Annotated in this window: 19 protein-coding genes; all 19 read right to left on the bottom strand. The window is 37.9% G+C overall.

All coding sequences use genetic code 11. The features are described 5' to 3' along the window. Positions 1-14 precede the first annotated feature (14 nt). Positions 15-713 (bottom strand): CpsD/CapB family tyrosine-protein kinase, encoded by a 699-nt coding sequence (locus MHI22_RS21945; protein WP_036121265.1) that lies wholly within the window; start codon positions 711-713, stop codon positions 15-17. Continuing rightward, positions 713-1,429 (bottom strand): YveK family protein, encoded by a 717-nt coding sequence (locus MHI22_RS21940; RefSeq protein ID WP_089932015.1) that lies wholly within the window; start codon positions 1,427-1,429, stop codon positions 713-715. Before MHI22_RS21940 ends, MHI22_RS21945 begins: the two co-directional genes overlap by 1 nt. 68 nt (positions 1,430-1,497) lie before the next feature. After that, a complete protein-coding gene (locus MHI22_RS21935; RefSeq protein ID WP_340812648.1) occupies positions 1,498-2,703 on the bottom strand; it encodes an O-antigen ligase family protein in 1,206 nt (401 codons plus the stop codon). Next, a complete protein-coding gene (locus MHI22_RS21930; RefSeq protein WP_231745015.1) occupies positions 2,676-3,470 on the bottom strand; it encodes a tyrosine-protein phosphatase in 795 nt (264 codons plus the stop codon). Before MHI22_RS21930 ends, MHI22_RS21935 begins: the two co-directional genes overlap by 28 nt. Before the next feature lie 119 nt (positions 3,471-3,589). Then, positions 3,590-5,149 carry a ribonuclease Y gene (gene rny / locus MHI22_RS21925; protein WP_036121270.1) on the bottom strand — a complete coding sequence of 520 codons (1,560 nt, stop codon included), beginning with the start codon at positions 5,147-5,149 and terminating at the stop codon, positions 3,590-3,592. Between the two features lie 560 nt (positions 5,150-5,709). Further along, positions 5,710-6,774: a recombinase RecA gene (gene recA, locus MHI22_RS21920; protein WP_036121272.1), complete on the bottom strand. Its 1,065-nt coding sequence runs from the start codon at positions 6,772-6,774 to the stop codon at positions 5,710-5,712. A gap of 158 nt (positions 6,775-6,932) precedes the next feature. Beyond that, positions 6,933-8,192 carry a competence/damage-inducible protein A gene (locus tag MHI22_RS21915; RefSeq protein WP_058843925.1) on the bottom strand — a complete coding sequence of 420 codons (1,260 nt, stop codon included), beginning with the start codon at positions 8,190-8,192 and terminating at the stop codon, positions 6,933-6,935. A gap of 17 nt (positions 8,193-8,209) precedes the next feature. Then, complete coding sequence (pgsA, locus tag MHI22_RS21910; protein ID WP_036121302.1) at positions 8,210-8,788, bottom strand: CDP-diacylglycerol--glycerol-3-phosphate 3-phosphatidyltransferase; 579 nt, start codon at positions 8,786-8,788, stop codon at positions 8,210-8,212. 47 nt (positions 8,789-8,835) lie between these two features. Beyond that, positions 8,836-9,765, bottom strand: a complete 930-nt coding sequence (locus MHI22_RS21905; protein WP_170829781.1) for a helix-turn-helix domain-containing protein — start codon at positions 9,763-9,765, stop codon at positions 8,836-8,838. Positions 9,766-9,781: 16 nt separating this feature from the next. Then, positions 9,782-10,567, bottom strand: coding sequence for a DUF3388 domain-containing protein (locus MHI22_RS21900; RefSeq protein WP_008178931.1), 786 nt, complete (start codon positions 10,565-10,567; stop codon positions 9,782-9,784). Positions 10,568-10,784: 217 nt separating this feature from the next. Continuing rightward, entirely contained in the window at positions 10,785-11,042 is a 258-nt protein-coding gene (locus MHI22_RS21895; RefSeq protein ID WP_004224939.1) for a DUF3243 domain-containing protein, read from the bottom strand. Positions 11,043-11,085: 43 nt separating this feature from the next. Next, positions 11,086-11,814 (bottom strand): elongation factor P 5-aminopentanone reductase, encoded by a 729-nt coding sequence (ymfI, locus tag MHI22_RS21890; RefSeq protein WP_036121304.1) that lies wholly within the window; start codon positions 11,812-11,814, stop codon positions 11,086-11,088. Beyond that, on the bottom strand, positions 11,811-13,112 hold the full coding sequence (gene yfmH / locus MHI22_RS21885; protein ID WP_058843926.1) for an EF-P 5-aminopentanol modification-associated protein YfmH: 1,302 nt from the start codon (positions 13,110-13,112) through the stop codon (positions 11,811-11,813). The genes ymfI and yfmH overlap by 4 nt, the downstream gene beginning before the upstream one ends. After that, a complete protein-coding gene (gene yfmF / locus MHI22_RS21880; RefSeq protein ID WP_058843927.1) occupies positions 13,109-14,380 on the bottom strand; it encodes an EF-P 5-aminopentanol modification-associated protein YfmF in 1,272 nt (423 codons plus the stop codon). Before yfmF ends, yfmH begins: the two co-directional genes overlap by 4 nt. Before the next feature lie 175 nt (positions 14,381-14,555). After that, on the bottom strand, positions 14,556-15,515 hold the full coding sequence (locus MHI22_RS21875) for an ABC transporter permease (protein WP_036121312.1): 960 nt from the start codon (positions 15,513-15,515) through the stop codon (positions 14,556-14,558). Between the two features lies 1 nt (position 15,516). After that, on the bottom strand, positions 15,517-16,563 hold the full coding sequence (locus tag MHI22_RS21870; RefSeq protein ID WP_036121315.1) for an ABC transporter permease: 1,047 nt from the start codon (positions 16,561-16,563) through the stop codon (positions 15,517-15,519). After that, entirely contained in the window at positions 16,563-18,110 is a 1,548-nt protein-coding gene (locus tag MHI22_RS21865; protein ID WP_089932014.1) for an ABC transporter ATP-binding protein, read from the bottom strand. Before MHI22_RS21865 ends, MHI22_RS21870 begins: the two co-directional genes overlap by 1 nt. Positions 18,111-18,467: 357 nt before the next feature. Next, positions 18,468-19,550, bottom strand: coding sequence for a BMP family lipoprotein (locus MHI22_RS21860; RefSeq protein ID WP_058843929.1), 1,083 nt, complete (start codon positions 19,548-19,550; stop codon positions 18,468-18,470). A gap of 54 nt (positions 19,551-19,604) precedes the next feature. Next, positions 19,605-20,333: a GntR family transcriptional regulator gene (locus MHI22_RS21855; protein ID WP_036121324.1), complete on the bottom strand. Its 729-nt coding sequence runs from the start codon at positions 20,331-20,333 to the stop codon at positions 19,605-19,607. Positions 20,334-20,364: the final 31 nt, after the last annotated feature.

Below are 20,364 nucleotides of genomic sequence, written 5' to 3'. Positions count from 1 at the left end.
GCTATTTTCCATCCTTATTCTTTGCCATAATAATGCTCGTACGTATTGCCCTTGATCTTATAGTTATTCAAGATAACACCTAAAATATTAGCCTTAGAAACTGTTAAGATTGACTTCGATTTGATAACGTCTGCTTGCCCAACCGCCCCTGTATTGACAATTAAAAGGGTGCCATCACATTTATTCGATAAAATTTGTGCGTCCGATAAAAAAAGTAACGGTGGTGCGTCCAAAATAATGATATCGTATATATTTTTCACTTCAGCCAGGAGGGAGGTCATCGTTTCTGAAGCTAATAACTCTGTCGGATTGGGAGGAATTGGCCCACTCGAAATGATATCTACTCCTTCGACGAAAGTTTCTTGAATCACCTCTTGTAGTGCAGATTGCCGTGATAATACTGAGGAAAGCCCTAAAATATTGTCTAGATAGAACGTATGGTGCAAAGTAGGTTTACGCATATCAGCATCTACAATCAGCACGCTTTTACCCTCTTGCGAAAATACCACACCAATATTCGCCGCATTTGTAGATTTTCCCTCGCCAGCAATGGAAGAGGTTACTAAAATCGTCTTCACATCTCGATTAGGCTGTGAAAACTTAATATTTGCGCGAATTGTTCGATATTGCTCTGATGGAATCGACGACATATCGGAAACGGTGATCAGCTTTCGAGCCATTGGTATTTTCTTTGTTTTTCTCTTAAAAAACATTAGGATGGCCCCCTGACCCTCAGTTTTTTTCTCGTCTGTAATTCGATATTACTGACGACCCCAATCACTGGTAATGATAAAATCTCCTCGATATCTTGCTCTGTTTTAATGGTCCTATCAATCGTTTCTAAAAAATACGCTAGCACAATAGCCAAAGCGAAGCCGCAAATAGCAGCTATAATAAGATTCAGCATTTTATTTGGCTTTACTGGTACTGGCTGCTCACTGCTTTGGGCAACAAAAAGAATATTAATATTGTCTACATGCATCAAGACAGGAATTTCCTCTTTAAACACTTCTGCAATTGAATTGGCGATTTTCACTGCATTCTCTTCATTTTTATCCTGTACGCGAATATTCACCACCTGGGAATTATTGGCGCTTGAAACCTCTATTTGCTTCATTAATTCATCTGGTGTCGTATCAAGTGACAGTACATCAATAACCTTCGCTAAAATAACAGGACTTTTAATAATCACATTGTACGTATTAATGAGTCGCAGATCCGTATCAACATTTTGTGCACCTACTAGTTGCTGATTTTCATAGCTTTTTTGATTGACCAATAATTGCGTTTCCGCTTCATATATCGGCGTTTGAATATAATAACTTATCAATATAGCGATGCCCATAGATAGAAGCATGAGCATGAGGATGAAGAACCAGCGTTTTAGCAATACTTTTATGAGACTTTGTATTGTCATTTCTTCATTCACAAATGGATCCCCTCCTAATAGGCAAATCGTGCACAATATTAATAAAGTATATTAAACAAGCCTACTGGTTATTCGGACAAAGTCGCGCTTTTGCCCCTATCCCTCATACTTCCACTTACAACAAATACAAGGAGATGAAGCATATTAAAATAAAGTATTTCAAATGTAGAAACCCCTAATACGGCAACCACGACCAAGGCTGTAAAAACGATAAGCTGTTCATTCATCTGACGATAACCCTTGGCAATGGCAAAAAGAAACAAACAGTAGCTAACCAGTGCCAGCAAGCCTGCCTCCTGTAAAATATTAATCAATGTATTATGTGCATGGGAAACACCTATAGACCACAATGATTCAACACCGTGTCCCCAAAAATGAAAATGCTCAAAAACATATTGCCAAATTTCAAGGCGACCATCTGTTATGTTCGTAGATTTTTTCTCCATTTTTAATAGAATACTTTGTACCGCCTCTTGCATCATGTCCATTTTCATCATCACCATTACTACAACTACACCTAAACATGTAAACAATGTGACCAACTTTATGAAGGGCAGGAAGGTTTTGTTCATGCTTTTAACAATCCAAACCATGACAACAACTGTGGCAAGAGCAACGGTTAATAATGATGTACGCGCATTTGATAGCAAAATAACATACAAACTAATTAAATAGACGACCGTATAAAGTATAAAAGACAGCATGTATTTTACCTTTTGTTGCCCATGTAACATCTGTATTGTCACGTTATACAGTTTCATTAATACTACTATCACTAAACCAATCATAGAAAACCCCATTGTATTTGGATTTTCAAATACACCAGCAAAAGCTTCAAACATATAATGTGCTTGCTGAAAACATAGCATTAAAAATGGGATATAGGCGATTAGCACACTATTTAACACGATTTCTAATACTTGTGCTTTCACAAGATCATTAAAAAAAATAGAAACAGCTATAAACAGGCACATCAATTGTAAACTGTTTTTCAATAAAATCATGTCCTGATTCATACCTGCTGCTATGACACAAAAAAATGTATACAGACTAAAGAAAACACAGGCTTGTACATTGTGAATATGTATTTTTTTATGCAGGAGTACAGATATCACTATGATGAACAAGCCGATTACTAAAGATAATTTATGATAAATACCAGCGACTGGCTGCATGAGACTCATAAAAATAAGTGTGCTAAACATTAATGTGTAGAATATTTTCATGTGATTGTCACGCTCAAATCCTACAAAGACATATGAAAGAAATACCATCGTTTCCTTAAAGCCATATCATCCAATTCGAGTGGCAAAATTGGCTTATTTGCTAAAATGCTTGCATTATTCGTTAAGAGGCGATTGATCGAATCTCCCTCTTTCTTTCTCTCCAGATATTGCAGTGCTGCTTGATAATAAAAGCATCTTGTGCGTAGATCGTGGGCATCAGAGCCTATCATATGAATGTAATTGGCCCTCACTAAAGCAAGTGATAATCGCTGTACTTCCTTACCATACAATCCGGTTAAACTACCCGCCGTCAATTGTGTAAATACCCCTTGTTGAATGAGGGCATTCAGCCTTTTTGGATTTTCTCTAATAGCCATATTTCGTTCAGGATGGGCCAAAATGGGTTTATAACCCGCTATTTTTAATTGTCTTATCATTTCTACCGTATAGGCGGGGATAGTGCTAGAAGGAAGTTCCAATAAAATATAGTTGGACTTTGCTAATGTATGGAGCTGTTGTTGCTGAAGTAGTGTAGGAAGCTCATCATGTAAGCGTATTTCGTGGCCAGTATGGAGTGTAATTGGTATTTGCTCATGCTGTAACAATTGTTGTAAACTCTTGACTCGCTCTTCGACTTTTTTATATGGGACATGATATTGTGGGTGCATGGCATGGGATGTACAAATGATTTCTGTAATTCCTTCTTTAGCAGCTTGCCTTAACATATTCAAGGAATCTCTTTCATTTTGGGGTCCATCATCTACACCGTATAATACATGTGCATGGAGATCAATCAGGATCATCACATCTTTCATCGTTAATCAAAATATAGCCTTGTTCTTTTTTATGATAAGAGCTCCTTAAACATGACTCTACTGAAAGTAAAAAAGAGGCTCTCTAGATATGAATCTAAAGAAACCTCTAACTTTCAATATTATTTCGCGTACTCCACAGCACGTGTTTCGCGAATGACTGTTACTTTAATATGACCTGGATAGTCTAATTCTTCCTCAATACGTTTGCGGATATCTCGCGCAAGACGATGGGAGGCTAAATCATCAATTTTTTCAGGTTGTACAATAATTCGAATTTCGCGTCCAGCTTGAATTGCATAAGATTTTTCTACGCCATCATAGCTTTCTGAAATTTCCTCTAACTTTTCAAGTCTGCGGATATAGTTTTCAAGTGTTTCACTACGTGCTCCTGGACGAGCTGCTGATAATGCATCAGCTGCTGCGACTAATACCGCAATGACAGATGTTGCTTCTGTATCACCATGATGCGAAGCAATACTGTTAATAACGACTGGATGTTCCTTATATTTCGTTGCTAATTCCACACCGATTTCAACGTGGCTACCTTCAACTTCATGGTCAATTGCTTTCCCAATATCATGTAATAAACCTGCGCGACGAGCTAATGCTACATCTTCACCAAGTTCAGCAGCAAGTAATCCTGCTAAATGTGCGACTTCAATTGAATGTTTTAGGACGTTTTGTCCATAGCTTGTACGATATTTCATGCGGCCTAAAATTTTCATTAAATCCGGATGTAAGTTATGAATACCAATTTCAAATGTAGTTTGCTCACCTGTTTCGCGAATTTGTTCATCCACTTCACGACGAGCTTTTTCCACCATTTCCTCAATGCGAGCTGGATGAATGCGACCATCTTGTACAAGTTTTTCAAGTGCAAGTCGAGCCGTTTCACGACGAATTGGGTCAAAGCCTGATAAAATAACGGCTTCTGGCGTATCATCAATAATTAAATCAATGCCTGTTAACGTTTCCAAAGTACGGATATTACGGCCTTCTCGACCAATAATACGACCTTTCATTTCATCATTCGGCAAGTTCACAACAGAGACAGTTGTTTCTGCTACGTGATCTGCAGCAAAGCGTTGTAGTGCTAATGATAAAATTTCACGTGCTTTTTTATCTGAGTCTTCTTTTGCACGTGTTTCAGCTTCCTTCGTCATCACAGCTATATCAGTTGTCAGTTCTTTTTCTACTTCATTGAGGATAATTGATTTAGCTTCTTCTCTAGTTAAAGCAGAAATACGTTCTAACTCTGTTTTCTGTGATGCAACGAGCTCATCCACTTTGCTCTCCATCTGTTCAATATGCTGTTGTCTTTCAGCTAGAGCTTGTTCTTTACGCTCTAAGCTTGCTTCTCTCTTATTTAGAGCATCATCCTTGCGATCAAGATTCTCTTCTCTTTGCAATAAACGGTTCTCTTGTTTTTGAAGTTCTAAACGACGTTCACGAATGTCATTTTCGGCTTCAGTACGAAATTTGTGAGTTTCATCTTTGGCTTCAAGTAGTGCTTCTTTCTTCATTGCCTCCGCTTCTCGTTTTCCTTCTTCAACGATTGTTTCAGCGACATGTTTAGCACCAGTGATTTTTGAGTCATTCACTTTTTTCATGTAGATATAGCTAACAGCGGCACCAACGATGAGTCCAAGCAAAGCGGAGATGATAGTAATTCCATCCATATGAACACCTCCTCTTGCTATTTGGGTATTACAGTTTCAGTCGGCGCATACATCTATGTCACTTTGGCAAAAATGTGCTAGATTTTACTTGTGCAAAATCCGTTTTATTAGCCAAAGCTTTCGCTTCATTCAGTAGGTGTTTAGACATCTATTGAAAAGGAACAACAACCACCCATAACAAGGAAATCTTAAAAAGTGTAATGTCCATTTCACTATAAACATTTGCTAAATGAAGACAAAATGTACTGCCTATTTAAAGTCATAATTCAGAAATTATACATATTTAATTGTATAGCTAGCCTCAAACTCTGTCAAGGTTAGTCAGGCGTCTGCTCGCCCCATCGGATAAAAAAAAGTAAGTCCTATCCATTCAGTGAATTTTTTCCCTATTACTTTTACACTAGAAAAAAATTCACCTTCAAAACAATTACCATAAAAACAGTACATTAGAAATAACACGTCTAAGGCTTAGAGCCTCTCTCTTATTATGTGTAAAAATTGAAGATTATAGACAAAAAAATGCATTGTCCCCTTAAATAAAGCGGGAACAATGCAATCGTTTATTTTTCTTCTTCAAGAAGCAACATTAATTCGTCATCCATCTCTTCTTCATCATGTGCCGCAATTGTATAAGAAGAAGCCGCGATACCATAAGAAGCTCGAATTTTATTAGCGATTTCTTCTAAAACAGCTACATTTTCTTTTAAATACTGTTTAGCATTTTCTCGACCTTGACCTAGGCGTTCGTCACCATATGCATACCAAGAACCACTTTTTTGCACAATATCTAATTCTACACCTAAATCAACTGTTTCGCCTTCTTTAGAAATTCCTTCTCCATACATAATATCTACCTCAGCTGTACGGAAAGGTGGCGCTACTTTATTTTTAACAATTTTAATTTTTGTACGGTTACCAACAATATCATTACCTTGTTTAATTGCTTCTGCACGACGCACTTCTAAACGGACAGAGCTATAGAATTTCAGCGCACGTCCACCTGGTGTTGTTTCTGGGTTTCCGAACATGACACCAATTTTTTCACGAATTTGGTTAATGAAAATAGCAATCGTTTTTGATTTATTAATCGAACCTGAAAGCTTACGTAATGCTTGAGACATCAAACGTGCTTGTAAGCCGACATGAGAGTCACCCATATCGCCTTCAATTTCTGCTTTTGGCACTAAGGCAGCAACAGAGTCAATAACAATAATATCAATAGCACCACTACGCACTAATGCTTCTGCAATTTCAAGTGCTTGCTCCCCTGTATCTGGCTGTGATAATAATAGCTCATCAATATTAACACCTAATTTTTGTGCATAGATTGGGTCTAATGCATGCTCTGCATCGATAAATGCTGCTTGTCCACCTGTTGCCTGCACTTCTGCAATAGCATGTAGAGCAACTGTTGTTTTACCAGATGATTCAGGACCATATACTTCGATAATACGTCCACGTGGATAACCACCTACGCCTAATGCTGCATCAAGTGCTAGCGAACCACTTGAAGATGTCGCAATTTCTAAATCGGTTCTTTCACCAAGTTTCATGATGGAACCTTTACCAAAATTCTTTTCAATTTGTTTTAGAGCCTGTTCTAAGGCTGCTTTACGATCACTCATTCATTTTCCTCCTTCGAAAACTGTTCACTGTTTTTATCTATCTCTACTATACTTGTTTTTAAGAAAACGCGCAAGAAAAAAGCGAACATTTATTCGATTTTTCTTCAAAATAAAAATTTGGATAGTTTTCCTCTACCCAAATTTCTATTTCACTCTATTTAATATCGTTTTGTATAACCGCGTTCTTCTAAAAGCTGCATTAAATAATGACATGTAAATTTCACCGCACGTAGTCGATTTGTATTTCGCATGCCTGATAAATGCAGTAAATAAGTAAGTGGCTCCTCATCATTGATAGCAATACCAATCCAAACCGTACCTACTGGCTGGTGATCATGCGCTGTCGGACCAGCCTCTCCTGTAAGACCAATTCCAATATTAGTAGCAAACTTTTCGCGAACAGCACTTGCCATTGCCGCCGCACACTCACTGCTAACTACACCATGTGTATCAATTAATTCTTTTGAAATGCCAAGCTGTTTTATCTTTGCATCAGCAGCATAGGTAACAACGCCACCAATCAGTGCATTGCCTACCCCAGGAATTTCCGCAAGCTCAGATTGAAATAACCCAGCTGTTAAACTTTCTGCGGCAGCAATGGTTAACTGATTATCAAGTAGCATTTCTACCGTTTTAGAGGCAAGAGAGTCGTCATCTACACCATATTGATAATCTCCCACAAGTGCCTGTATCTCAGCAACCTTTGTAGCTATAAGCTGTTGAGCTTCCTGCTCTGTAGCCGCTTTAGCTGTAACACGTAATGTTACTTCTCCATCAGAGGCAAGTGGGGCAACTGTAGGATTTGTTTGGGCATCTAGAATATCTTGAACTCGTACTTCAAGCTCTGCTTCACCAATCCCATAGAAACGCATCACATGTGATGCAATGATCCCTCCATCATTAAGCATCGCAGCAAGCTTTGGTTTCGCTTCAAATTGAAACATAGGTTCCAGCTCTTTTGGTGGTCCTGGAAGTAAAATATAGGTGCGGTCATTTTTTGTGAAAATCATACCTGGCGCCATTCCATGGTGGTTGGCTAGCACTTCACTGCCAGCTAAAATTAATGCCTGTTTCCGATTATTCTCCGTCATTGGACGTCCTCGTTTGGCAAAAAATTGCTCAATATACGTTAATGCTACATCATCAGACTCAAGCGAAACACCAAGATGACGAGCAATCGTTTCCTTCGTTAAATCATCTTTCGTAGGTCCAAGTCCTCCCGAAAAAATAATTAAATCGGCACGAGTCTCCGCCACTTCAATAGCCTGTTCTAAACGTTTCGTATTATCGCCTACTACAGTATGATAAAAAACGTTGATACCAAGCTCGGATAATTGACTTGAGATAAATCTCGCATTTGTATTCGTAATTTGACCTAATAATAGTTCTGAGCCAACCGCAAGAATTTCAGCATTCATGATTCACAAGACCTTTCTTATTTAGACTCAAGTAAAACACGTCGATTTAGATAGAAATAATCCCACCCAGACCAAAGCGTAAAGAACAATGCAATATAGAGCATGATCGTATCAAATGGAATACCAAACAGTGTAAAGATTGTATTGTGTAAAAGAGCAGCTGCAATCGCTACAATTTGTGCCCAAGTTTTGATTTTACCGAGCTGATTAGCAGCAACAACTTCTCCCTCACCTGCCAAAATCAAACGTAAGCCAGTTACGGCAAATTCACGGCTAATAATAATGATGATTACCCAGGCAGGTGCCATATCAAGTTCTACCATTAAAATGAAGGCTGCTGAAACCAGTAATTTATCAGCTAAGGGATCTAAAAATTTCCCAAATGTTGTCACAAGATTATACTTACGTGCATAATAACCATCCACCCAATCTGTTGTTGAAGCAAAGATAAAAATAAGTGCACCTATAAAATGGTGGATCGGCATCTCAGCGCCAAATAGTGTCAAAGTTCCCCAGCCGAAATCAAACATCATCACAATGACAAAAAATGGAATAAGCAAAATTCGAGAGATGGTAATTTTATTTGGAATGTTCATTTTTCTAACACCTTTCATGATGAAAGAAAGTAGCCATCACCTGATGACTACTGTTCTTTATTGAAATTGATGACGATATTTTGCGTTACAATCTGCTGTGCATACGGTAGAAGTTCGTCATTAATATAGATTTTAGCCTGCGTTGAATTACCAAGACGGACACGTACATAGTTTTGTGTTGTAGCATCAAACTCAACTACTTCTCCAGCATTATAGACACGTGTGTCCGTTAATAATTCTTGTTGCTGTTGGTTGCGAATACCCACAAATGTAGGACCTGATACTTCGATTTTAATTTTCATTGTATCTGTACCTGTTAAGGTATAAGAAGTCGTCGCCCCATCCGCCTCAACCGTCCCCGCGGAAATTGTTTGCTTCATCTCTTCTGTTTGATCTGTTTGATCTTCATCAGTTGGTGTTTCCTCTGTAGAGTTTGTATCTTCTTTATCTTTTTTCTGTGCATCTTTATTTTCTTTGTCTTTTTTATCCTTTTCACTATCAATTGGTTGAATATTAGTATCATATTCCATTTCAGGAGTAGTATTTTCTACTTCGCTTGTCCCTGAACTATTTTTAGATTGCCATAGTATCCATATGGCCACAATGATTACAACGATAAATAAAGCTACAATGATTTTTGGCATAGCCTCCATCATTTTATTCGAAGGGCCTTTCGTAACTTTTCTTCTACTTGGACTATTCGTCATCGATTGACTTACTTGGTCATTTGGAGTACTCGGTAGTTCTTTTTTATAAGTCTCTAAAATTTCCTCTGCGTTCAAACCAACAGCTTCTGCATACTGCTTAATAAAAGCTCGTACATAAAACGAACCAGGCATAATGGAATAATTGCCTTCTTCAATTCCTACTAAATAACGCTTTTGAATTTTCGTTATTTCTTGTAAATCGTCTAAGCTGTAGCCTTTAGACAGTCTCGCCTCTTTCAGTCGAGTACCTAATTCTGCCACTAATAACACCTACTTTAACATCAAATTAAAAATTAAATCCTCCAAATGAATCGGATTCGGACATGTGATTTTTTTCCATTATTTCATAAGTAATTTCTTCATCCGTGTGATGACGTAATTCAATGATATAATCAAAATCCTCTATTTTATATTCTGAATGCTGCACAAACATATCTGGATGCTCAACAACTTTAATGCAAGGCATATTCATCATTTCACGCACTAATTGCAAATGTCGCTCATCAGATGAACGCCGAGTCACAATACCATCTAAAATAAAAATATTGTTACGACTAAATTCGTCTCCCACAAGTTTATTACGAACAGTTTGTTTAATCATTGTAGACGATAAGAAAATCCATTTTTTATTGGCACAAACACTTGCAGCTACAATGGATTCAGTTTTTCCAACGCGTGGCATACCACGAATACCAATTAGCTTATGTCCTTCTTTTTTAAAAAGCTCTGCCATAAAATCGACTAAAATACCAAGTTCGTCTCTTACGAAGTGGAAAGTGTTTTTTTCGTCTGCATCTCGAGGAATATAACGACCATGCCGAATAGCTAGGCGGTCACGAAGTTTTGGTTGTCGAAATTTGGTTACGTTAATATGTTCCATTGTCGAAACAATTGTACGAAAACGTTCAATCGCCTCATCATTGTCTGTATGCACTAACATACCACGTCGGTCCTCATCGACACCATTTATTGATATAATATTGACACGAAGCATCCCTAAAAGTGAAGCAATATCTCCTAATAATCCAGGGCGATTCACCTGAATTTCATATTCAAAGTACCAATCGCTCAACACACTCGTTCCCTTCCTATTAGTTAACGTAAAAAATCCTTTATAAGTTCCATCATAGCTGATTTTTTATGTAATGGAAAGTTAGAATACATGGAATTACGGCGTTATTTACTAATTTTTTTTGATGCATGTAGATTAGGCTTACATACGTTCCCTTTTTCGTAGATAAATAGCTTTTTTATATAGAAAAAAGAGGAGATTGGCTCTCCTCTTTTATTTACTGCACATGCTTATTTTGTACAAGCTTAATGACACAATTCGCTAATGCATGCTTCTCATCTTCAGAGGCAACGCCCCATAAATCCGACAGCACTCGCTCTTGTTCGTTTTTAGGATCGACATTTGTCGCTAAATATTCCCCAATTTGGACAGCAGCCGTTTGAATCATTTTCTTCGGCATACCACTCGATTCAGCTTGCATAACGTTTTGTCCTAAAAACGATGTCCATTTTTGCCAGTTTTCTAAAATGGTCATATTTCCTCCTCCTTTACACATGTAGTATGTGCAAAAAAGAATATTATATGTACCAACCGCCATTTAATCGTATGATTTGTCCTGTCACATAATCTGCTTTACCAGACAAATAAAAACGTACCATTTCAGCTACATCCTTTGTCTGACCAATGGTACCTAAAGGAATATCTTCTAAAATATAATTAAGTTCTTCTTGATTTAAATGGCTGTTCATTGACGTATTTATAAACCCTGGAGCAACAGCATTTACTCGAATACGGGATAGTGCCGCTTCTTTTGCATAGGATTTGACAAAAGCATGTTGTGCTCCCTTAACGGTTGCATAAAGTGCCTCACCCGCTGAGCCAGCCTCTCCCCAAATGGAGCCAATGAATAATACATAGCTCACCTCATGCTTACGCAGTTTCTCAGATAGTAAAGCTGTCAGTCGCATTGGATTTTGAACGTGGACACGCCATAAAGCATCCATATCCTCCACTGTTGTATCTTCGAGCAGCGAATAATGTGCCTGCCCATTTGCAAAGACAATGGCCTGCACATTAAAAATTTGCGCGGCTACCATTTCCGCTCCTGTTAAAATAGAAAAATCCCCCTGCACAAGCATAAACTCTTGTGCAGGGAAGGTTTTAGAAAGCGAATCACATAATTTATGTGCCGCATTTTTATTATTCGAATAATGCACATAGATGGACCATCCATCTTCTGCAAGACTTTGACAAATGGCACGACCAATCTCACCTGATGCGCCTAAAACAAGGGCAAATTTTTTCACTGTGCTCCCTGCTTGCTTGGCAAAATTTTAAAGACTGTTTGTTGGGATTCTCCTTGAATAGAAGTAAAGGCTTTGTGTAAATCCTCTATTGTTAATGTTTCAAGAACTGGTACCACATCAAACAAATTCATATCATTAAAGGAATAACGTGTAAATTGGTTTGCGATGAACTCAATCGAATTTAATGCTCGTAGGAAGAAGCCAATTTTTTTACGTTTTATACGTTCCAAACCAGCACTATCCAATTGGCTATTCCCCTCATATTTCACTAATTCTTCTTTTATCGCTTGGGCCAATTTATCAGGCTCTGCTGAATCCGAACCAATCATGGCAAAACCAAAGCCATTTTCTAACGTAAAATCAAATGCATAGGTCTCATCGATTAAACCTTCTTCATAGACACGTTCATAAAAATTAGATGTACGGCCAAAAATAAGTTCAAGCGCGATTTGAACAGACAGCTCATGCTTTAACATATCCTGTCCTGATAAATTCGTATCCTTTGCTTTCAAACCAACATAAATTTTCGGCTTTTGTACATCCATATTTAATGTACGTTCTTTAATCGCTACGTCTGTTGGTTCTGTATCAAAGAAACGTTGAATTGGTGTTGGCTCTGGGAACTCTTTTTTACCTTGATTGTCACGAATAAAAGTCATCATTTCCTCTGGCTCTACAGCGCCAATGACAAATAATAACATATTTGAAGGATGATAAAACGTATTGTAGCACGTATATAAATGCTCTGCTGTAATGCCGTCAATCGATTCAATCGTTCCTGCTATATCAATTTTTACAGGATGTTGATGATACATATTTTCAATCGTACCAAAATATAGACGCCAGTCTGGTTGATCATCATACATCGTAATTTCTTGCCCAATAATTCCTTTTTCTTTGTTGACAGTAGCTTCTGTAAAGTATGGCTCTTGCACAAAATTCAATAAAGTTTCTGTGCTCTTATATATATTGTCAGTAGATGAAAATAAATAAGCTGTGCGTGTGAACGACGTAAAGGCATTCGCCGAAGCACCATATTCGCTAAATTTTTGAAAAACATCACCATCTTCTTTTTCGAACATTTTATGCTCTAAAAAGTGTGCAATACCATCTGGCACTGTAATACTTTCCGTTTCACCGATTGGTACAAACGTACGATCAACAGAGCCGTACTTTGTTGTAAATGTTACAAATGTTTTGGAAAAGCCCTTTTTTGGTAAAATATATACATCTAAGCCATTGTCTAGTTTTTCATAGTAAAGTGTTTCATCTAGTTGTTTAAATTCAATTGTTTTCATTGTGCGGCTTGCTCCTTTCCACATAAGAAATAGACCGCTTCAAGCTGCACTTGCTTAGCCATTGCAACAACGTCTTCCTTTGTTACAGCTTTCCACTTATTTGCCCAGGCTTCAACAGAGAATTCCTCAGGTAAATCTTTATATTGGTCAAAAATTTCAATTTGTCCACGCGCAGAATCCAAGGACTCTTTTAGCTGATTTGTCAGCATAGCCTTTGTTTGCTCCAGCTCTAAATCTGTAATGTCTCCAGCCTGCATGACAGCAAGTTGTTCTTTAATTAAAGACAATGCTTTTTCTTCATTTTTAGCTTCAATCCCAGAAACAACAAACAGAAGACCGTAATGCGATGCATAGGAGCTTGATGCGTAATAAGCAAGACTCTCTTTCTCACGCACATTCATAAATAATTTAGCATGAGGATAGCCTCCAAAAATGCCATTAAAAATCTGCATTTTAGCAAAATCAGCATCTCCAAATCGAATAGGCGTGCTAAAGCCAATATGAAGCTTACCTTGTTTCATTTCATGCTGTTCTCTTACGTAATCATTGTCAGGATGCTGTTGTGGTAATACTGCTGGCACTTCCTCTGGTGTGCGATCATTAAATGGTAGCGCTTTTTTTAATTTCGCTACAAGTTCCTCTTCATTAATGTCTCCAGCAACATAAATATCTATTTTGTCGTTAGCGAGCATGGATTGGTATGCCTCAAATAAAGAAGCAGGCGTAATTTTTTGAATTTCTTCTACGCTACCATTAGCCGAAATCGATGCAGGCTCGTTTGGTCTCAAGATTTGTTGTAAACGGAACTGAGCAAAACGAGATTTATCATCAAAAATAGATTCAATCCGTTGAATGACTGTTTTCTTCTCCCGTTCTACAATCGATTCCTTAAAGACACCGTTTTCTAAATTAGGCTCAAAAATAGCTGTGTGCAATAAACCAAGTACGTCGTTTAAGACACTTGTATTTGCTAGATAATGATCATTCACAGTCTCCACATTCATTAGCACCGTATGTTCATTACCTCGTTTTGATGTATCAAAATATAAAACAGTACCATATAAATCATCTAAAAAGCTACGGAAAGCAGCAGTTGTTTTATATTTAGCATTACTATGCTGTAGTACATTGGTTAACACTGTACGTTCCGATGCACTTTTTGCAGTTAATGCTCTTCTCCATTTAATCGAAAAATTTACGGTTTTAAATTGGGTTGTTTGTCGGATATGCAAATTGACACCTTTTGCAAAAGGTATTGTTTTAAACATATGAAACCCTCCTATCCTTCTTAATATAACGATGTACTACACATACTATACATGTCTATTGTCTATAATTGCAAAAAGAATCCAAAGTATGTATGGGAAAAATTAAAAAATGCACCAATTTCATATGTAAAAAAAGACTGAGCATCGTTCACTCAGTCTTTTTGATTCATTTTTCTTAACGTTTACCTTTAATATAAGGCTGTCCACTTGCTTTTGGAGCATTCGCTTTACCAATAAAGCCTGCTAAAGCAAGGATTGTTAAGACGTATGGTAAAATTTGCAGATAAACGGCTGGTACATTCTCGATGAATGGAATTTGACTTCCTGCAATACTTAAAGTTTGCGCTAAACCGAAGAATAAGGCTGCTCCTAATGCACCAATTGGATGCCATTTCCCGAAAATCATAGCGGCAATGGCCATGAAACCTTGTCCAGCAATTGTTGCATGCGAAAAGTCATGTGTAATTGTTTGTGCATAGACTGCACCACCAAGACCACCTAATGCCCCAGAAATAACAACGGCAATATAGCGCATTTTATTAACATTAATCCCCATTGTATCTGCTGCCATTGGGTGCTCACCCACAGCACGTAAACGCAAGCCGAATGGTGTTTTATAGATAATAAACCAAGCACCAATGGCTACCGCAAATGCTAAAATAGATGTGCTGTAAACATCATGGAACAATAAAGGACCAAAGAATGGAATATCCTCTAAATAAGGAATACCGAAACGGTCGATTGGACGTGTAATCATATCCGTTTGACCTTTATCATAAATCATTTTAACTAAGAAAACTGTAGCAGCTAAGCCAAGTAAGTTAATGGCTACACCTGAAACTGTTTGATCGGCACGGAAAGAGATCGAAGCAACAGCATGGAAAAGAGAGAAAATCCCACCAATAATCATAGCTGCTAACATCGCTACCCAAATCGTTGCCACACCTAATGATGAAGCGAATTCTAAATTGACAAAAATACCAACAAAAGCACCAACAATCATTAAGCCTTCTAGCCCGATGTTGACTACACCAGAGCGTTCAGAGAATACTCCACCGATAGCAGTAAAAATCAAAGGTGTTGCATAAAGAATCGCTGAAGGGATGATGAAATATAACATTTCTAAAAAGCTCATGTTATTGTCCCTCCTTTTTCTTGCTCAGCTTTTGCAAGCCTACTCGAATAATATAGCCTGATGCAACGAAGAAGATAATCAATGCGATGATAATTGATACGATTTCTTCTGGAATACCCGCAGCATTTGGCATATTTAATGCACCATATTTTAATGAACCGAATAGTGATGCTCCAAACACTACCCCAAGTGGTGTATTCGCACCAAGTAGCGCAACGGCGATACCGTCAAAACCGATTCCTGTAAAGCCAGGTTTAATAGATGCGTTTTGGAATGTACCTAAAGCTTCCATCGCACCACCAAGACCTGCAAACATTCCTGAAATCGTCATCGCTAAAATAATATTTTTATTAACACTCATACCTGCATAATCGGCAGCATTTTTGTTAAAGCCTACTGCTTTTAGCTCGTATCCACGTGTTGTTTTTTCTAAAATGAACCACATAACTACTACCATTAATAGTGCAACAATGATCCCATAGTGAAGACTTGAATTGTCTGTAAGCTCTCTTAAAAACGGAGAACGTAAAGAAGCTGATTCATGGATACGTTCTGTTTTAAAGCTTCCATCGGACAATTTTTTAATCACTGCGTTGGCAATATAAAGCGCAGTATAGTTGAGCATAATTGTCGCAATAACTTCATGGACTTTAAATTTCGCTTTTAAGAAACCTGCAATAAAGGCCCAAAATGCACCTGCAGCTGCAGCAGCAAGTAATGCCAATGGTAAGTGAATAACTTTAGGTAGCTCAAATGCGTATCCTACCCAAGCTGCTGCTAGCCAACCTAAAATCAGCTGACCCTCAACCCCAATATTGAACAGTCCTGTGCGGAATGCAAATGCTACTGCAAGACCTGCCAAAATATAAGGTGTTATTTGACGAATTGTGTTCCCAATTGAATATGAATCTCCAAAAATACCTGTCCAAAGAGCAATATAACCTTCTACTGGGTCATAGCCACTGACTACCATAACGATAGCCCCTACAATTAAACCGATAATGATAGAGATGATAGGAACGAGTAGATTAATGACACGATTTGACATTAGTCGTTCCCCTCCTTCGCATCATGCTTATTATTTTTTTTACTTTGCCCTGCCATAAGTAAGCCTAGCTCTTGTTCTGTTGTTTCTTTTGGATTTAACTCATCTACTATTTGTCCATCATAAATAACAGCAATACGATCCGATACATTCATGACCTCATCTAATTCAAATGAGATTAACAGAACGGCTTTTCCTTTATCACGTTGCTCAATGAGACGAGAGTGAATGAATTCAATAGCCCCTACGTCAAGTCCACGTGTTGGTAGAGCAGCAATTAATAAATCTGGATTACGGTCGATTTCACGACCGATAATAGCTTTTTGTTGGTTACCTCCAGATAATGCACGAGCCGGTGTCATTTCACCATTACCTGTACGCACATCATACTCTTCAATGATTTGACGAGCTTTTTCCGACACTTTTTTATAATCCATGACAAAACCCTTTGCAATTGGAGATTGGTAATACGTTTGCAGTGCAATATTATGACCAATCGGGAAATCTAACACTAAACCATGTTTATGACGGTCTTGTGGGATATGACCGACGCCTTCCTCTGTAATTTTACGAGGCTTCATATTGGTAATATCTTTGCCATTTAACTTAACTGTCCCACTTTTGATTTTACGTAGTCCTGTAATGGCTTCGATTAATTCGGACTGACCGTTACCATCGATACCAGCTATACCTACGATTTCACCTCTGCGAACATTTAAGTTCAAACCTTTTACCTTATCAATATCTCGGTAATCCGTTACTACCAACTTTTCAATCGATAGCACTTCTTCAGTTGGGTTTGCGTCAATTTTTTCTGTTTTAAATTCAACTTGACGGCCAACCATCATTTCAGCCAATTGATCAGGATTTGTGGCAGCGGTTACAACAGTGCCAATCCCTTCTCCTTTACGGATAATCGTCACACGATCTGAAACTTCCATAATTTCTTTTAGCTTATGCGTAATTAAAATAATAGATTTACCTTCTGCAATCAGTCGACGCATAATTTGAATTAATTCTGTAATCTCTTGTGGTGTTAATGAAGCCGTAGGTTCATCAAAAATTAAAATTTCGGCACCACGATACAATGTTTTTAATATTTCAACACGTTGTTGCATACCAACTGTGATGTCTTCGATTTTGGCATTTGGATCAACATCCAATCCATATTTTTCAGAAAGTGCGTGTACTTTCTTCGCCGCATCTTTTATATTGACAATCCCCATTTTAGTAGGCTCCGTGCCTAAAATAATGTTTTCTGTAACCGTAAAGTTTTCTACCAACATAAAGTGCTGATGCACCATGCCAATTCCTAAATCATTGGCAACATTCGGGTTTGTAATTTTTACAGCCTTCCCACGAACATGAATTTCGCCACCCTCTGGTTGATATAAACCAAAAAGGACGTTCATCAAAGTCGATTTACCTGCACCATTTTCACCAAGCAATGCATGGATTTCGCCTTGTTTCAGTTGGAGGGTGATGTTATTATTCGCCACGAAACTCCCGAATTCTTTACGGATTCCAAGCATCTCAATCACATATTCCAAAATTGTCACTCCCTTAATAGGCACTTATTAAGTATTTTTGCCTTAGCGTATAGTATCTGCTGCTACATGATTGATGGTACAGATAAGCCATACGTCCAGTAGTCAATTTCTACCAGAGGCTAGAATTATTGCTTGATCTAAACCCACCTATAGAGGTAGTTGTTTTGCTAAATTAATACAGGAAAGGTCATCGTTAGAAACCTTTCTTCTATTAACTTATTACCATCATGATTTACCTCTATAAGATTCCTATAAATCTAGTTAAATAGAGTATTGCGAATAATCTAAATATAACGATAGATTGAAAAATCATCATAAGGTCCTTCTAAAAGTCCCTTATGATGATCAAGAGTTGAATTATTTTTCCACTTTTTCTGGAACTTTGATTTCACCCTTAGCAATCTTCTCTTTATATTCATCAATTACTTTTTGTACATCTTCTGGAATCGCACCGCGTGAATCTGCAAGTTTAACACCGTCTTCAGCTAAACCATAAGTAAGTGTTTCTCCGCCTGGGAAATCACCATTTTTTGCTCTATTTGAAATATCTACTACTGCTGTATTAACACCTTTTAACATTGAAGTTAATGTTACGTTTGTTTTATCGTCTACTTTACCTTCTTCGTATTGGTCAGCATCTACACCAATTACCCAAATGTTTGCCTCTGGATCTTTTTTCTTACGTTCTTTTGCTTCAGAGAATACACCGTTACCAGTTGCACCAGCAGCGTGGAAGATTACATCAACACCTGATGAGAACATACCGCTTGCTGTAATTTTACCAACATCCGCTTTATCAAATGCACCTGTGTATTTATCTTCGATGATGATATCTGGGTTTACAGCTTTTGCCCCTTCAAGGAATCCAGCTTCAAAGCGATTAATAACTGGGATATCTACGCCACCTACGAAGCCGATTTTACCTGATTTAGACATTTTCGCTGCAGCTACACCCGCTAAGAAAGCACCTTCTTGCTCTTTGAACATTACTGATACTACGTTGTCTGCTTTTACTTCAGCATCAATGATTGCAAATTGGCCATCTGGATTTTCCTCAGAAATTGCAGCCATTGCATCTTCCATCATATAACCAATACCGAAAATTAAATTGAAGTCACGACGTAGTAATGCATTTAAATTTGAATCATAGTCTGCATCTGATTTTGATTGTAGGTAATCAAAACCATCACCTTTTGATAAGCCGTGCTCTTTACCGTAAGCTTGTACACCTTCCCATGCAGATTGGTTGAATGATTTGTCATCAACGCCACCTACATCAGTAACCATTGCTACTGAGAAAGTTTCTTCTGTTTTGTCGCCGCCTGAAGCATTGTCATTGTCTTTTGCAGGTTTTTCGTCGTCTTTCGTACCACAAGCACCTAAAATAGCACTTGCCGCTAATACTGATGTTAATACTAAACCAAATTTACGTTTTTTCATTTAATTAACCCCCCAAAGGTATTGTAATTAGCAGGAAAAAAATTTAGAAATGTTCTACACCCGTTTACGAACTACATGGAAGCTGAATTTATCAGCTCGGAAATAATTTTTTGAATAGAGCACTACTTGATCATGGTCATCGTAATGCAACTGCTTTAACACTAAAAGAGCTGTTTCACGTCCGCAATTTAAAATCGGTGAGGCTTGTTCATGATACCCAATTGGATCAATATAAGTTACAGCATAGGCTACATGAATTTTGCCTGATTGCTCTAAAGCAGAGAACAGTGAAACTTCTTTTTTTTCGACAAAGTCAGTAGGCAGGAAGCTTGCGGGTAGCCTGTCTATGCAGTAAACTACTGGCTCACCATCCGCTGTTCTGACACGTTCAATCGTGAGTATTTTATCGTCGCCATCACATTGGAAGCGTTTTAAATCTTCTTCAGAAGGTGTGTGCTCAGTTGCCTTTAAAAAACGGGAACCCGGCTCCATACCTGCTGTTTCGATCATAGAAGAAATGCTCGATAGATGCTCGATGCCTGATGTAAACAACGGCTTAGGATTGACAAAAGTCCCAACCCCATGTCGGCGCACAATCACATTTTCCTCTTCCAACAGTCGAAGAGCTTCTCTAAGAGTAGCTCGACTGACTCCTAGTGATTTCGATAATTCAAACTCTGAAGGCAGCTTTTCATTTTCTTTAAAAATGCCAGCCTCAATGTCAGATTTTAAACGATCGATAACTTGAAGATAGAGATGACGATGATCTGCTTTAATAGTCACATATATCACCACCAAATCAGAGATCAGACAT

It is taken from the genome of Lysinibacillus sp. FSL L8-0312, assembly GCF_038003285.1.
In the GTDB taxonomy this organism is placed as follows: domain Bacteria; phylum Bacillota; class Bacilli; order Bacillales_A; family Planococcaceae; genus Lysinibacillus; species Lysinibacillus fusiformis_D.
Note: the sequence above shows the minus strand (reverse complement) of the source record. Positions and strands in the feature narration are given on the sequence as shown.

Coding starts and splice junctions, on each gene's coding strand:
- MHI22_RS21860 (WP_058843929.1), bottom strand. CDS start 19,550: ATGAAAAAACGTAAATTTGGTTTAGTATTAACATCAGTATTAGCGGCA.
- yfmF (WP_058843927.1), bottom strand. CDS start 14,380: ATGTTTAAAACAATACCTTTTGCAAAAGGTGTCAATTTGCATATCCGA.
- MHI22_RS21915 (WP_058843925.1), bottom strand. CDS start 8,192: ATGAATGCTGAAATTCTTGCGGTTGGCTCAGAACTATTATTAGGTCAA.
- MHI22_RS21875 (WP_036121312.1), bottom strand. CDS start 15,515: ATGAGCTTTTTAGAAATGTTATATTTCATCATCCCTTCAGCGATTCTT.
- recA (WP_036121272.1), bottom strand. CDS start 6,774: ATGAGTGATCGTAAAGCAGCCTTAGAACAGGCTCTAAAACAAATTGAA.
- yfmH (WP_058843926.1), bottom strand. CDS start 13,112: ATGAAAACAATTGAATTTAAACAACTAGATGAAACACTTTACTATGAA.
- MHI22_RS21870 (WP_036121315.1), bottom strand. CDS start 16,563: ATGTCAAATCGTGTCATTAATCTACTCGTTCCTATCATCTCTATCATT.
- MHI22_RS21945 (WP_036121265.1), bottom strand. CDS start 713: ATGTTTTTTAAGAGAAAAACAAAGAAAATACCAATGGCTCGAAAGCTG.
- MHI22_RS21930 (WP_231745015.1), bottom strand. CDS start 3,470: ATGAAAGATGTGATGATCCTGATTGATCTCCATGCACATGTATTATAC.
- rny (WP_036121270.1), bottom strand. CDS start 5,149: ATGGATGGAATTACTATCATCTCCGCTTTGCTTGGACTCATCGTTGGT.
- pgsA (WP_036121302.1), bottom strand. CDS start 8,788: ATGAACATTCCAAATAAAATTACCATCTCTCGAATTTTGCTTATTCCA.
- MHI22_RS21935 (WP_340812648.1), bottom strand. CDS start 2,703: ATGGTATTTCTTTCATATGTCTTTGTAGGATTTGAGCGTGACAATCAC.
- MHI22_RS21895 (WP_004224939.1), bottom strand. CDS start 11,042: ATGACCATTTTAGAAAACTGGCAAAAATGGACATCGTTTTTAGGACAA.